Genomic DNA, 14,937 nt, shown 5'->3' on the forward strand with positions numbered 1-14,937 from the left:
TCATAAACATATGATTTTATATTATCATTCATGTAAATATGAATTTTTTAAAAGTGCATGGTAAAATAAAAATATGAAATTTAGGAGTTAAAGGATAATGCATAATGATTAAACAAATAAATATATCTAATATGTCACATCTAGATATACAACTTAATAAAGCTAAATCTGCAGGGTATTCACATTTTATCCCCTATTCTAACGAAATAAAAATTAATCAAGACATGCTTAATGCTGTCTCATTAGGTGAACATTCTATTGCGGTTGATTACACAATCCATGGTGTTTATCTTAATGATTGTCGTTATTTTGGGAATGATAAATTAAGTTTTCTCGCTTGGATGAATAATATTAATCATTATCCAAATATCATTTATAATATTGATACTGCGCTGATTTACCTCTCAAAATATCAAATTCAATCTATTATGGACCTAGCAGTCATCACTATTTTAAAAAATGAGGTTGATATAGATGGACATGTTGTTTTTGATTTTATTGAGGAATTACAGACATCTAGTTCATTTTGGAATTCGTTAGATACAAGAGAAATTAAAATTGCCAATCACTTTGATTTAAATAAACTAGCTTATATCCACGGCCATTCGATTCCATTTCCTAAATATAAGCATCCATTAGCTGACGAAACTCTTCGTTTTGCTGATAGCTGGCTTGTAACAACAAAATTTAAATTGCCTAAATGGATGTACAATAAAATTCATCAACGTGCGATTCAAAATCATAAAAAACTAAGTTATATCTATACTAAAGATACATCCAAATTGAAAAATCATGTCGTATTTTTAGGATTCGATTATGGCTATAGAGGTAACTCTAAATACCTTTTTAATTACTTTGTAAAACGAAATCCAACAACAGAAGCTTATTACATTACAGACGATAGACATGGACCATATTTCCTTCCCATTGATGCAGAACATAATAAAGAACTTATTGAAACTGCAAAAATTGTAGTCATTGAAAGTTATATGCCTGAAGCGTATCAACCTAATGGTACAGTCATTCAATTATGGCATGGTACGCCTATTAAAGAATTATTTTTAGATAGTAAAGAACCCTATCAAAATCAAAATATTTATAATTACAGAGCAAGAAAATATAATAAATGGAAACACCAATCATATGTCTTATTAGATTCAAAAGCTTCAGAAGGTTTATTTGAGACTGCTTTTCCTAATGAAACGGTTCAATTTCTTCCTTTTGGTTATCCAAGAGTAAGTTATTTACTAAACTATAAAGATAATCAAAATCAGCAAAGAAAAATACGTGAAAAATTAAAACTTAATCATACAAAACCTGTTTTATTATATGCGCCAACATGGCATAAAAATACAGAATCATTTACACCTTTAACGATGACACCAGAGTTACTAGAAAAATACTATGTGATATATAAGGGGCATATTGAAGGTGATGATGCTATTCCAGAAGGTGTCATTGAGGCTCCTATAGATATCGAAACACAAGACTTAATCTTAATATCAGACATTGTACTTACTGATTATTCTTCTATCATTTTTGATGCCTTAACTATTGATAAAAAAGTTTGTTTATATACTCCTAATCACAAAGAATATAAAGAAGAACGTGGCGTCTATATTGATGTGCTGAACAGTCTAGCAAAAGTTTGGTACACAGACGAAGAAGTGTTACTAAATCATTTAATACATGATACGATTCCTACCATTCACCGACATGCACTTATAAATCGTAATAATCAATCTCTAAAAAAACTAACTCAACTTATGAGAGATATTTTAGATAAATAATAAAGCACTAAGAGGACAGAACTTTTCTGTCCTCTTAGTGCTTTATTGTGTTATTTTAAATTTCTTTTTCCATAATTAAATCCATGTCTATTACATTACCATTAATAAAGTCATGGTGTCCTGTAATTTCAAATCCTTGCTTTTTATAAAAGTCAATGGCAGAAGGATTATTTTCCCAAACACCTAACCATATTTTTGATTTATTATACTCCCTTGCTTTATCAATAGCTAATTGAATAAATTGACTTCCTCTTCCTCCACCTTGGTAATCCTTATCAAAATAAATGCGTTGAATTTCTAAATATTGATCACCTTTTGGTTCAGTTTGTGTTTCATTAATATTTAATTTTAAATAACCAGCAATCTCATCATCTACCTTATAGAAATAGTGAAATGATTGGTGATGTTCGATTTCTGATAATAACTTCGTTTCATTATAGTTTTCTTTAAAAAATTTTTTAAAGTTTTCATCAGTATAACTACCTTTAAAAGTATCATAAAACGTTTTTTCTGCAATTTTTCTTAACTCACTTACATTATCTTTTTTAATTTCTTCAATTTCTCCTTTCATATTTCCCCTCTTTTTATTGTACTTATTTTTCTCAAAACCAGATAATATCTTATTCCTTATCAAACACATTTCAAACACTATATTAAATTATTTTTTTATAAATTAAAATATGTATTGATAATAATTATCAATAAGTATAAAGTAAAGATAGACTATATTAAAGTGAGGTGTTTAAGATGTTTCATGAGTTATTTATATTAGGCATGGCTGGACCTACCAGTTTAGTCATTATTAGTATTGTTGCATTAATTATTTTTGGTCCTAAAAAATTACCACAATTTGGTAAAGCGATTGGCAGTACTTTAAGAGAATTTAAGTCTGCAGCTGAACACATTGATTCAGATGAGGTGGAGGAAACACCCAGTAAACATTCTAAACAACAGCGAGACAAATCAAACTAGTTCGACCTTACTCGAACACTTTGAAGAATTAAGGCGACGTTTAATTAATATACTTATTTCATTTTTAATTACTTTGCCGTTAGTATACATATCATCTAAATGGTGGATCACAACTTTTGTTTACCATATTAAACGCACTCAAGTTGTTTTACATACTTTTTCATTCACTGAAATGATTCAAATCTATATACTAATCATTAGTTTTGTAACTTTGTGCTTAGTTCTTCCTATTATTTTCTATCAATTATGGGCATTTATATCACCAGGGCTTCATCAACGTGAACGTTTTTTTATTTATAAATATAGTTTATTATGTACTGCGTTATTTATCATTGGTGTCGGTTTCGCCTATACTATCGGATTTCCATTAATTATAAAATTTTCATTAACATTATCGAAAACAATGTATATTCAACCAGTGATTGGTTTTAATGCTTATTTACATGAATTAATAAGGTGGTTATTTATATTTGGTGTCGTCTTTCAATTACCTATGTTTTGTATGGGACTAGTTAAAATGGATGTAATAGATATTAAACAATTACACCAATATCGCAAATATATTTATTTTACTTGTTTCATTATTGCTAGTATTCTTGCACCACCAGATATCACTTTGAATCTATTTTTGACTTTACCACTCATTATTTTATTTGAAATAAGCATTCTTTTAACTAAAATAACTACTCGACATTAATGAATTCGAATCAAATGCAAAAGTCTCAAACGAGTAAATTAATCTACTCGTTTGAGACTTTATTTTCAATTTAGATATGATGCTTTGTTTTAGTATGTTTTAAAGTGAAATAAGCAATTAATAGTATATAAATTAATTGTGCACTCATCGTTTCAATACTTGGATAAAAACCAATGATATTAAGTGTTGGAATATGCTCAATACTATGTTGTGTTATCATTCCAAGTAATTGTAATTTTTGAATACTAATTCCTAACATTTTAAATGCCATAATAAATATTAAAATAGAAAGTACTCTAAAAATAAAATATATAGGTATCAATCGTATAACTGTTTTGAATAACAATGTAAATATGATTAATATAACAATGGCTAGTATAATTCCTATAACAAAATCTAAAGTTTTTATACTTCCCATCATTCCCATATAAAAGATAATGACTTCAACGCCTTCTCTCAAAACGGATATTAATCCAATTGTACCTAATAATGCTAAGTTTCGATTACTTATTGCATGGTGATACATTTGTTGAATCATATCATTCCATCGCTTAGCACTTGAACGTCTATGCATCCATATACCCACAATATACATTAAAACAACTGCTATTATTCCTAGCGCTGCTTCCATACCTTCACGTAATAATCCATTATTTCCTAGTACTTGAATAAAGATAAATGCTAATGCGAGACTTAAAATCAAACCTAATATAGCGCCACCAATGACACTTGTTGTCCCTTTAGTGTCTCTAACCTTTCTGGTCATAGTTGTTAATGTCAATATGATTAATAATACTTCTAATCCTTCACGTAAAAATATAATCATTACATCTATGGATGAATATGCGTCTTCACTTACAGTATCTTTAATTTCAGAATTTATTTTTATTAAACTTTCTTTAATACGATCTTTATTACTACTATCTAAAATACTTTGATAATATGGAATTTTATCTTCAATTTTTGTATATAAACTACTGTTTTTAGTTTGAATTTTGCCTTCAACATAAGGCCATATTTGTATAAATTTAGTCAGTGCCTCATCTGATTGTTTTAACTGATGACTCTCGATACCTTTGATTGCTTTCTCTAATTCAATATTAAGTTGGGTAACTTTATATTGATTTTTTTCAGTATTGGATTGCTTTTTATCAACAGTATCAATACTTGTTTTAAATGTCTTCCAAGCATTATCTACTTTTTTTATGTCTAATGGTTCTTTTTGAATAGCTACACGTAACTGCATCAAGTACACTTCTATTTGTCCATATTTATTTTCATCATAATTTCTGATGGTCGTTTCATGTTTTTTCCAAATTTGATTTAACATATTATTAATAGACTGTAATTTTGATCTATCTTTATTTTTTACAGCTTCTTGCATGATATTATCTTTTGCGTTAATTTGTTTTTTTAAATTTCTAATATCTTTATCAATATCATCAGTCGATACAGAACTTTCGTAAACGATGAGAGATTTTGTTAACTCCGATAACGAGTCGATTTGTTTATTTGTAGTCGTTGCTTGATCAATCATATGAAGTTTCGATTTAACATCTTTTCCTTTTTTATTTCCTTTAATATTTAACGACATTATTTTATGTTTTACTTCATTCAACACGTTTTGTTTTTCGTTATAATTTAATTGTTTGTGCTCTAATGTCGATTTCGCATCAGAGATAGCTACATATGCATCATTTAATTGACTATCATTTGCAACACTAACTGAAGTCAATGAAAACAAACGTGTAATAATGATTAAGAGAGTAACTATCGATATCTTAACTAAATAGTGTTTCACCGATATAGCCTCCCTTTTGTATCCCTGGTAATACAAGAAATGATGCAGAACCTCGATGTGTGATATATTCGTTTAATTTATCATTGTGTCCTAAATTATTTTGAATATCGATAAACTGTTGAATAGATTTTTGGAAACAAATAAACATGAGTCCAGTATCTAAGTCACCTGTTTTAGCATTTGTACCATCATTATAATTATATGCTCTACGTTTAATAGAAGTTTTTACTTCACGAGCTAAACGCGTATGCGCATTCTCATCGATAACATACTTACCCTTATTATTTTTTGCCTTTAAATCAATATTATCGAATTCTTTCTTACCTGTTAGAGGGGCACCTGTAGAACGTTTACGACCAAATGTTGCTTCTTGCTCTTCTAATGCAGTACGATCCCATGTCTCAATATGAATTTGGATTCGTCTTATAACGCAATACGTCCCATTTTCTGCCCATCCATTATCAATGAATACATATTTTTTCAAGTCGTTATTGTTTCGTGGATTAACTGTACCATCTTTAAATGCCATCAAATTTCTCGGTGTTTCATTTTTTTTAGTAGAAATAAAACCATGTTGTGACCAGCGAATTTTAATGATGTCTCTAAAAGGTCGTATTAAGTTATGTATGGCATGAAAAGTAACTTGAGGATCATTTGAACAAGCTTGAATCATAATATCTCCATCACTATACTCTTCATCTAATTGATCATTAGGAAAATGAGGTATATCTCTAAAATCAAATGGAATTTTAGATGATAATCCTATTTTTTTCAAAAAAGACTTACTCACGCCATATGTTAAAGTGAGTTTGCTAGCATCTAATCCTATTGATTCACCAGTATCTACAGGTGGTAATAGTGTATTGTTACTATTTTCCCCAATAATAGCACCGTCAGTCATACTAACAGACATTTGAGTCCATTTTTTAAACATATCTTTAATTAATGTTTGATCTTTGGACTTTAAATCTAATGCAATGAAATTACAATTTTTTTGAGTTGGTGTAGTAATACCAGCTTGAATATGTCCATAAAATTCATATGAATCGTTTTCTTCACTTTCAGGAGTATCAAACATAGATTTAAACGAAAAGATACTGCCTACACTACTTGCTCCAATAACAGCACCAGCACTTCCTATACCTAGTAACTTTAAAAATGAACGTCTAGTCATTTGAGGGTGATTTTTATGATTTATATTACTCATTCTGTAACCACAGCCATTTTACTTAATGGTTCTCCTAGTGAGTTAACTGCATCTGATAACGCTTTTCTATCTTCTTTAGTTACTGCACTATAATCTTTATAACCATCATTATTTTTATATTTATCAAGTAATTGATTCACTTTATTAAAATTATCCATAATTGTAGAACTCAATTTTTTGTCTTTCTTTTCTAATTCAGATTTAAATAATTCATAAATTTTTTGAGCACCTTCGATATTTGCTTTAAAATCATATAAATCGGTGTGAGAGTATATCTCTTCTTCTCCAGTAATTTTTGATGTAGATACTTCATTTAATAAATCCACTGATCCTTGTAGCATTAACTTAGGTGTAATATCTAATGTATCTACTTTAGCATCTAATTCTTTAGCATCTTTTAGTAATTGATCAGCATCCTTCTTAGTCATTTCATCTATTTTATTTTCTTGATAAAGAGATTTTTCAATTTTATGATACCCTGTCCACTTATCTTCTTTTTTCTCTTCTTTCATATCAGCTAGGCGGGCATCGATTTTAGGATCTAAATCGCCAAATGCTTCAGCTACGGGTTCAGAACGTTCATAATACATGCGTACTTTAGGATACAAAGATTTTGCTTTTTCAATATCATCTGCTTTTATTGCAGATACAAATTCTTCAGTTCCTTTTAAAAACTGATCTAACTGTTCATTTGTATATTTTCTATATTCTTTAGCTGCTTTCTGTAATGCTACTTTATTCTCATTTGTAGATTTTTTTGAAGTTTTCTCATTAGCATTATCGTGATTATTATGACCACAAGCTGTTAATAGTAGTGATGATGTTAGTAAAATAGTTGGTAATTTCTTCATAATAAATTCACCTCATTAAAATTTAGTGATTATCTTTTGATGTTAAATATTTTAAAATGTATATTCTCTACATCTAAATTTTAAAATTACAGTTTTGTATCTCTATCAACATGATTATTATCAAGTGATAATCATTATCAGTAAAATTATATATTTATGCTGTTTTACTGTCAATATAATTATTTTTTTATCAAAATATAGACTATTTTATATTTAATTTATATAAACTTTTTAACTTAATGACTCGTTTAAAATGTGGTATGGTTATTTAGGATATGCAATTAACATCTAATTTTTTATTTTTAAGGAGTACGATTTTATGAGTGTAAATTTCAAAGCGTTTATGGTTGAAAAAGATAATGATGGCACTGTCACAAGTGATTTCAAAGATTTATCAATCAATGATTTACCTGAAGGTGAAGTTTTAATAAAAGTTCAATATTCTGGTATTAATTATAAAGATGCCTTAGCCACTGTTAAAGATAGCGGTGTACTTAAATCATATCCAATGGTTCCTGGAATTGATTTAGCAGGTACAGTTGTAGAATCTGATGATCCTACAATCGAAAAAGGTGAAGAAGTTATTATTACTGGCTATGATTTAGGTGTCAATCATTACGGGGGATTTAGTGAGTATGCCCGTGTTAAATCAGATTGGATTGTTAAATGTCCTGAAAATCTAACACTTGAAGAAGCGATGATTTATGGGACTGCTGGTTACACAGCTGGTTTAGCAATAGAAAAATTAGAAAAAGCTAACTTTATGACACTTGAAGGCGATAAAGTACTTGTACGTGGCGCTTCTGGTGGTGTTGGGTCTTTAGCTGTAATGATGTTAAATGAACTTGGTTATAAAGTTGTAGCAAGTACTGGAAATAAAAAAGCTACGAATAAATTAAAAGAATTAGGAGCAAGAGAAGTTATCGATCGTATTTCTGAAGATAGTAATGAAATATTAGGAAAAAGAACTTGGCAAGCTGCTATTGATCCTTGCGGTGGTCCTGGAACACCTTATATAGCAAAGCATCTAACAAATGGTGGTGGTGTTGCATTAATTGGTATGACTGGAGGTAACCACTTTGAAACTTCAGTATTTCCATTTATTCTTCGTGGTGTAAGCGTCGTTGGACTTGATTCAGTTATGACACCAATGAAATTACGTCAACGTGTATGGAGAAGATTAGCAACTGATTTAAAATCTAATAAATTACATGAAATTAAAAATACAATTGCTTTTAAAGATTTAAAACATTCTATTGAGACAGTACTTAATCATGAGAACGCTGGAAGAATTATTATAGATTTTGAAGCATAGTTCATATTTATTTAATAAAAAAGAGCAAGAAACCCAGTTTATAGTGGTTTCCTGCTCTTTATTTTTAAAGATACTAAGTTATATCTTTTTTATCTTTTATTCTTGTTATTTTTTTGTTTTTTTCTACGATTTTTTAATACTAATCCTAGACCAACTAATAGTGTCATTAATTCAATCTCTAATTGAATAGATGTACTTTCTGAACCAGTATCAGGTAATCTATGTGATTTAGATAAATGACTGTTATTAGATTGAATACCGTCAATATTTGATTGATTTTGATTATTGTCTTTATTGTTATGACTTAAGATGTTTTCAATTTTATCAATATCAAGCATATTCAATTTGTCCATTAATTGTTGGATAATTGAACCGATATCATCAATATGTGATTTATCAATTTCTTTTAACGTATCACGTCTAAGTTTTTCAAGATAATCAATTAATTTAGCTTTTTGTTCATCTGTTAAATCTTTGCGTGCTTTAATTTCTTTAATTTTATTATCTATTAACGCATTAGTAATTTCTTTTGCAACAATTTTCGCTATATTATCTTTGCCCTCTTTAAGTTTACGGTTAATTTCATTGATGTCATTGGCGTTATCAATGTTTTCAAGCACTTTTTGTAAAGTTTTATCTATTTCAGCTACCACTTTTTGTTTCTGAGCATCAGTTAAGTTAGAATTATTTAGAATTTCTTGATGTTTTTTATTAGCAAAATCAATAATTTCTTGTTTAGCCAAAGTTTTAGCATCAATTAATGCTTTTAATTTATCGATTTCTTTTTGAGTATTATCTTTAATCTTATTAAGGTCTGTTAATGTAGTTGCATTATTAATCTGACCTTTTGCATTTTCAAGAAGACGCTCTAATTTAGATTTAAGTTTTTCTTTATCTTCTTTAGAAAGGTTAGGATTGTTGTCAATTTCATCTTTCAATCGGTTAACTTCATTTTCTAACTCTTCTAAAGCTTTTTGTTTAGCTAATTCAACTTGATGTTTTCCATCTAAATCATATTTTGCTTTTTTAATATCTTGAATTAATTTATTAATTTTTTCAAGTGATGCATTTGTGCCAATACCTTTATTTATTAAGTCTTCAGCTTTTTTAATAAGTTCATCATAAGCGGATTTTTTATCTGGTGAAGCTTCTGAATAATTAACAGAATGCTTGATATCTAAATTATCAGCCATTTCATCAATTAAATGTTTCATAGCTTTATCCACTTCTTTAGCTTTATTAATAATTATATCTAAATTATCACGTGAATTTTCATTATCTATCTTATTGTTAAACGCATCTTTTTGCGCATTGTTCAAATGTTTTAAGCTTTCCAATATGTGTTTAACATTATTTCTAGCATTTTGTAATTTTTCTACACCATTTAAATTATTTTTAGCATCAATTATCTTATCTTTAAGTTGATTTATCACGCTAGGATCAATAATAGGATTTTTTGCATCATTAATTAGTTTTTCAGCTTCTTTTAGAGCATCATCATAGGTATCTTTTTTATCTTTATCTCCATCAGTATAATTAATACTTGCTTTGACTTTATCTTTTTCAGCGATGTTTTCTTTTAATTGTTTCATCGCATCATTTAATAAATCAGTATTATGTTTAATATTTTCTAATTCATCAGAAGTTGTAGAAGCTTTTGTCTTTTCTATTAATTTATCCTTTTGAGCATCTGTTAAATCAGTTTGTTGTTTAATTTTTTTAATAATAGCATCATAATCTAATATTAAGTCATGTTTAGCTTGTTCAAGTTCATCTTTAGCACGTTTCACATTTTCGATAGTTTTATTAATTTCATCAACTGTTGAAGTTGGGTTATCAATAACTTTTTGTGCATTAGCTAATGTATCTTTTGCTTGGCTTAATTTATTTCTATAATTTTCAACAGAATCACTAGTCATATTTTTAGTTTCAGGCACCTGATTAATGCTTGTTTCTAAATTGTTTTTAGCATTATTCAATAAAGTTTTGTCTGGAACTAAATCATGTTTAGCTTGTTTTAATGCAACTGTAGCTTCATTTACTTTAGCTATTGCTTGCGCAATTTCCCCAGATGTTGCATCGTCATTTTCAATCACTTTTTGTGCATCTCTGCTTACTTGTTCTGCCTCTACTTTCTTAGCTTTATAATTATTCGCAGTTACTTCTGTCATTCCTGGTGTTGGATCTTGTTCTGCCGTTGCTTCATCAAGTTGACGTTTTGCTTCAATTAATTCACTATTATTTTCTTTGTCGTGAAGTAAACTAATAGCATTGTCTAACTTAGGTTGTACTGCATCTATTTTTGCGATAGCCGCTGTTACTTGTGCTGGTGTCGCATTGTCATCATGAATCACTCTATCTGCTTCTGTTTTTGCTGCTTCCAGTTCATCATGAATTTTAGTCATTTCATTATTGTATGCAGTCACGCTCGCTGGTTTCTTACCTTCGAAAACACCATAATAAATCATTATATTTCTAACTCATTCAAAATACTATTAAATCAACTATTATAGATTTATTAGGTTAATTTTTATATTCATATACTTGCCCTTTATTTCAAGGACATGCCCTTTTTATGCCCCTGATTTTTTATAATATAAGAGTATTAAAAAAACTTTCCTAGGGACATAATATGTCCTTTCTATTTGATAATGTATATTGTGTACTACTTACATAAAAGGTAGTTATTAATTACGAACAGGGAGGAAATATTAATGAAAAAATCTAGAGTATTAGCTACAACTGCATTAGCAGGAACATTATTATTTACAGGAGTTGGGGCAAGTCATCAAGCACATGCAGCTACAATTTCACCAGACCAAGCTAGAGAAATGGCGAAAAATTACATTACTGGTGGTTCTTTATTCGTTCCTGAAGACAATACTGATTACAAAGTGTCAGATAATTTGAATGATGATTATTTAGACAATCATTATAGAATTGACTTTAAAGAAAAGATATATGGAAATAACACAATCTATATTGATAAAGATAATGGAGACATCTATGATCAAGCAAAGTTTTTTATGGATAATGGTGATGTTTCTAATTTACCCAAAAATACACAACCTAAAGATAATTCAAATGTACCTGTAGATGATAAAACAGGCGAAGTTCAAAAACCATCAAATAATAACGAAAATAATGTATCAGTAGATAGTAAACCTGATGAAGTTCAAAAATCTGACCTTAATGAAACAAACGAACCTGTGAGCAGCACACCTGATGAAGTTAATGCAACAGATAATAACACTAATTTACCAGTAGATAGTAAGGCCGATGAAGTTCAAAAATCTGAAGTTGATAATACTAATAATAATGAAAATTTAAAAATGGAGAATAAAAATACTAATAATGCTCCAAATAAGACATTAGAAAATGACTCAGTTAAATCTTCATTAACAAATAATAATGTAACTCCAAATGATACATCAGCAACTACTAAAGTTTTACCAGAAACAGGTGAGCAATCTAGTTCTGGTTTAATTACAGTTATTGCATCTGTATTATTAGCTGCTGGTTCATTATTAGCATTTAGACGTGTTTCTAAATCTAAATAATTAGTAACATAATTTTTTTCTTAGAGGATATGTATTATCCTCTAAGTTTTTACATAATTTATAAATATAATTATTTGAGGAGTTCTTAATATGAAACGTAAATTATTTTATTTTATCTCTATTATTGGTTTAGTTTTACTACTTGCAGCATGTGGGAACAATGGTTTAAAAGAAGGAACATATAAATTTGCACAGAGTAGTGGTATCGATTATTTGAATGTTGACATGGTTATGGAAGTTCCAAAAGATAATGCTGATAAAGTTAAATTAAAATATGAAGGTGAAACAATAAATGGTACTGTAAAAGATGGAAAAATGATATTTTTTGATGGTGATGATAAGGAAAGTTTACATTATAAAGTTGAAGAAAATGGTGAAACTATTAAATTAGATGGCGGAGAAGGTCACAATGCAATTTTCAGAAAACAATAACTAAATACAAAACACATCTCAAAAATAAATTGAGGTGTGTTTTTATATATTTTCTGATTGCCAATTGTATTCATTTATTTTTCTCACTGCAATATAATACTTCTCTCATCATTTGAGTTATAATACCTAGTACTAATTTTGTATAAAAAATAAACGCTAACCTTATAAAGATTGGCGTTTTTAAATATTTCATATATTATTTGAGTGTTACTATAATATATTGTAATTAAACTAACTTAATATTATTTTTCAATTTTTAGTGTTTTGCGTTATTTCTGAAATTTGTTTTTCAATATCAATATTTAATCCTATATCTTCTTTCACTTTTTTAACATTTATTGTATTCAATTTCTTATCAAGTTTTTTAAATTCTCTATTAATTTTTTTAGTAAATTTCTTTCTGTCCTCATTTTTTAAAAATATCATAATACTGAATAATAATGGGAAAATATGTTTATGTGCGTATTTTCTAGTTTCTCTTTGATTATATCTTAATTTCGTATTATGATTTTTCTTTTCTTTATAATTAACTAATGCTTTACCATAATTCATAAAATAATCATCAATTTTAAAAGAGTGTGTTGTGCAGATAAAACGGTCATTATGAGCACATATATTCCTAAATAAACTTATAACACCTAAACAACGATACATATTATATATATCTACTTCATCATTATTATGCACAATACCCAATTTATCCATTGATAAAAATGCTACATCATCTGTTAGAATTATGAATAGATGACTTATATTTCCCATTGTTAATATATTTGTCAATATCCACATTGGTACATAACCATGCTTATTTTTATAAGATTTAATTGATTCCTTTTTATCTTTTTGATCAGTTATAGCATTTGTAACTACATCACAATAATCTTTATACATTGCTTTTCTATCTATTTTTCTATACTCAGATTGGTGAATATCTTGAGAACGTACAGGTATACCATTTTTCTTACTAGCCTTGGTAAAGCTTTGAAATAATTTTTTATTAGTTTCTTGAACAAAATACGTCAAGTTAGTATTGTAATATTTTTCTTTAGTATATTCAAATTCCTTATGTAAGTCATTATTAGAAAAATTTTCATAGAAAGACTGCACTATAGCATGCTTAATATTTTCTTCTATAGCAAGTAAATATTTTAAAAATATACTTCTCATTGCATCATCAAAGTTCATAATAGCTAATAACTCGCTAGGCTTAGTTCCATTAAGATAAATATCTTCTCTATTATTTAAATTTTCCGTTTTTCCCATTTCAATTTTATCAAGAAACAAGTGTTTATAACCATTTATCAAATTATAATAATTATTTTGTTCAATAATAGCTCTTTCTTTTGTAGCATGTGCTTTTATATCCATGTTACGCTGTTTTAGAACTTCAATTCGCTCTTCTAGTGATTTATATACCTTTTCGCTCATAACAAAACTCCACCATCCACTAAAAACCTTAAAAAAAAGGGGCCCTGTGAGTTAAATAAATTAACTCATTAGCCCAAAAGATCATTCTTTATATATAATACCATATATATATATATATAATATTTCCATTACAAAACACTATATATTGTGTTTTAAAACAATTTTATAGCGTTTTAAGCCCTAAAAAACACAAAAAACACTACATATTGTGTCAAGGTTTTTTTGTGTTTTTTTTAACATTATTTTAAAAAGTAGTATATCAATTTAGTTTTTTATTATATAACAACTATTACATATCTCTATTTCCATATCTGTCATTAGATCAATTAGCGTCATGTTTCTCCACTAACTAAATGAATTTTTCATGCAGTTCCTCTCACGAAAGGTTACATAAAGTATATGTCTATTAAATAAAGTAGAGGTATGTTAAAATAATTCGTAGTTAACATTACTTTCATTGAAACTTAGTCTTACTAGTCGTGTACTAGTGAGGCTTTTTCGCATACAAAAAGGGGCTTTACGCCCCTAAGAGTTATGCTATTTATGAAAGCTTTTAAAGTGTCGAGATTGCCTAAACATACAGTATTTTCGATGGAGAAGAAATACTTAATGGAAAGGAAAAGTCGCCAGTTAGACAATCTCAATTGTTATTATTACACACTAATTTTTATTTAGCCACACTATTATAATAAAAATTATTAATTTGTATGCAATAAAGTAATAAAAACGTTTCACTCCTTACTTTTCATCTACACTCTCACTTAGTCCGTCATGAGCTAAGTTGAGAGTGCTTTTTTACGCAAAAAAAGAACCTAACCAATTAAGGTTAACCCCATTGTAGTTGAGATAGAGTAAAAACTCTATATGTACGTAAAGAAGTTAGA

General features: G+C 28.2%; 12 protein-coding genes. 6 read left to right on the forward strand and 6 right to left on the reverse strand.

Annotated features, from left to right (window positions below; genetic code table 11):
* The first annotated feature begins 104 nt into the window (after positions 1 to 104).
* Positions 105 to 1,790, forward strand: a complete 1,686-nt coding sequence (locus CD034_RS09865) for a CDP-glycerol glycerophosphotransferase family protein (RefSeq protein ID WP_049432453.1) — start codon at positions 105 to 107, stop codon at positions 1,788 to 1,790.
* A gap of 55 nt (positions 1,791 to 1,845) precedes the next feature.
* On the opposite strand, the gene CD034_RS09870 is transcribed toward CD034_RS09865, so the two are convergent.
* Positions 1,846 to 2,361: a GNAT family N-acetyltransferase gene (locus CD034_RS09870; RefSeq protein ID WP_103288329.1), complete on the reverse strand. Its 516-nt coding sequence runs from the start codon at positions 2,359 to 2,361 to the stop codon at positions 1,846 to 1,848.
* Positions 2,362 to 2,537: 176 nt separating this feature from the next.
* On the opposite strand from CD034_RS09870, the gene CD034_RS09875 reads away from it, so the two are divergent.
* Positions 2,538 to 2,762, forward strand: coding sequence for a twin-arginine translocase TatA/TatE family subunit (locus CD034_RS09875; RefSeq protein ID WP_002454954.1), 225 nt, complete (start codon positions 2,538 to 2,540; stop codon positions 2,760 to 2,762).
* Positions 2,704 to 3,459, forward strand: coding sequence for a twin-arginine translocase subunit TatC (tatC, locus tag CD034_RS09880; RefSeq protein WP_071859962.1), 756 nt, complete (start codon positions 2,704 to 2,706; stop codon positions 3,457 to 3,459). The genes CD034_RS09875 and tatC overlap by 59 nt, the downstream gene beginning before the upstream one ends.
* Positions 3,460 to 3,529: 70 nt before the next feature.
* On the opposite strand, the gene CD034_RS09885 is transcribed toward tatC, so the two are convergent.
* The 3 genes from CD034_RS09885 to efeO are packed head-to-tail and all read right to left on the reverse strand — an operon-like array spanning position 3,530 to position 7,318.
* A complete protein-coding gene (locus tag CD034_RS09885) occupies positions 3,530 to 5,260 on the reverse strand; it encodes an FTR1 family protein (protein ID WP_103288330.1) in 1,731 nt (576 codons plus the stop codon).
* The gene (gene efeB, locus CD034_RS09890) at positions 5,241 to 6,467 is read right to left on the reverse strand and encodes an iron uptake transporter deferrochelatase/peroxidase subunit (RefSeq protein WP_049432459.1); all 1,227 of its coding nucleotides are present in this window, start codon (positions 6,465 to 6,467) and stop codon (positions 5,241 to 5,243) included. The genes CD034_RS09885 and efeB overlap by 20 nt, the downstream gene beginning before the upstream one ends.
* Positions 6,464 to 7,318, reverse strand: coding sequence for an iron uptake system protein EfeO (gene efeO, locus CD034_RS09895; protein WP_049334640.1), 855 nt, complete (start codon positions 7,316 to 7,318; stop codon positions 6,464 to 6,466). The genes efeB and efeO overlap by 4 nt, the downstream gene beginning before the upstream one ends.
* Positions 7,319 to 7,637: 319 nt before the next feature.
* On the opposite strand from efeO, the gene CD034_RS09900 reads away from it, so the two are divergent.
* Positions 7,638 to 8,633, forward strand: coding sequence for an acrylyl-CoA reductase family protein (locus CD034_RS09900; RefSeq protein WP_002448474.1), 996 nt, complete (start codon positions 7,638 to 7,640; stop codon positions 8,631 to 8,633).
* Between the two features lie 89 nt (positions 8,634 to 8,722).
* Here CD034_RS09900 and CD034_RS09905 read toward each other — a convergent pair whose 3' ends face one another.
* The gene (locus CD034_RS09905; RefSeq protein WP_103288331.1) at positions 8,723 to 11,101 is read right to left on the reverse strand and encodes a DUF1542 domain-containing protein; all 2,379 of its coding nucleotides are present in this window, start codon (positions 11,099 to 11,101) and stop codon (positions 8,723 to 8,725) included.
* Positions 11,102 to 11,347: 246 nt separating this feature from the next.
* Between CD034_RS09905 and CD034_RS11495 the strand changes: the two genes are divergently transcribed.
* On the forward strand, positions 11,348 to 12,193 hold the full coding sequence (locus CD034_RS11495; protein ID WP_244927424.1) for an LPXTG cell wall anchor domain-containing protein: 846 nt from the start codon (positions 11,348 to 11,350) through the stop codon (positions 12,191 to 12,193).
* A gap of 90 nt (positions 12,194 to 12,283) precedes the next feature.
* Positions 12,284 to 12,625, forward strand: a complete 342-nt coding sequence (locus tag CD034_RS09915) for a hypothetical protein (RefSeq protein ID WP_103288332.1) — start codon at positions 12,284 to 12,286, stop codon at positions 12,623 to 12,625.
* Positions 12,626 to 12,874: 249 nt separating this feature from the next.
* Here the strand turns inward: CD034_RS09915 and CD034_RS09920 are convergent, their stop codons facing one another.
* Entirely contained in the window at positions 12,875 to 13,993 is a 1,119-nt protein-coding gene (locus CD034_RS09920) for an Abi family protein (protein ID WP_258026851.1), read from the reverse strand.
* Between the last annotated feature and the right edge of the window lie 944 nt (positions 13,994 to 14,937).

This window comes from Staphylococcus hominis subsp. hominis (genome assembly GCF_002901845.1).
GTDB lineage: Bacteria > Bacillota > Bacilli > Staphylococcales > Staphylococcaceae > Staphylococcus > Staphylococcus hominis.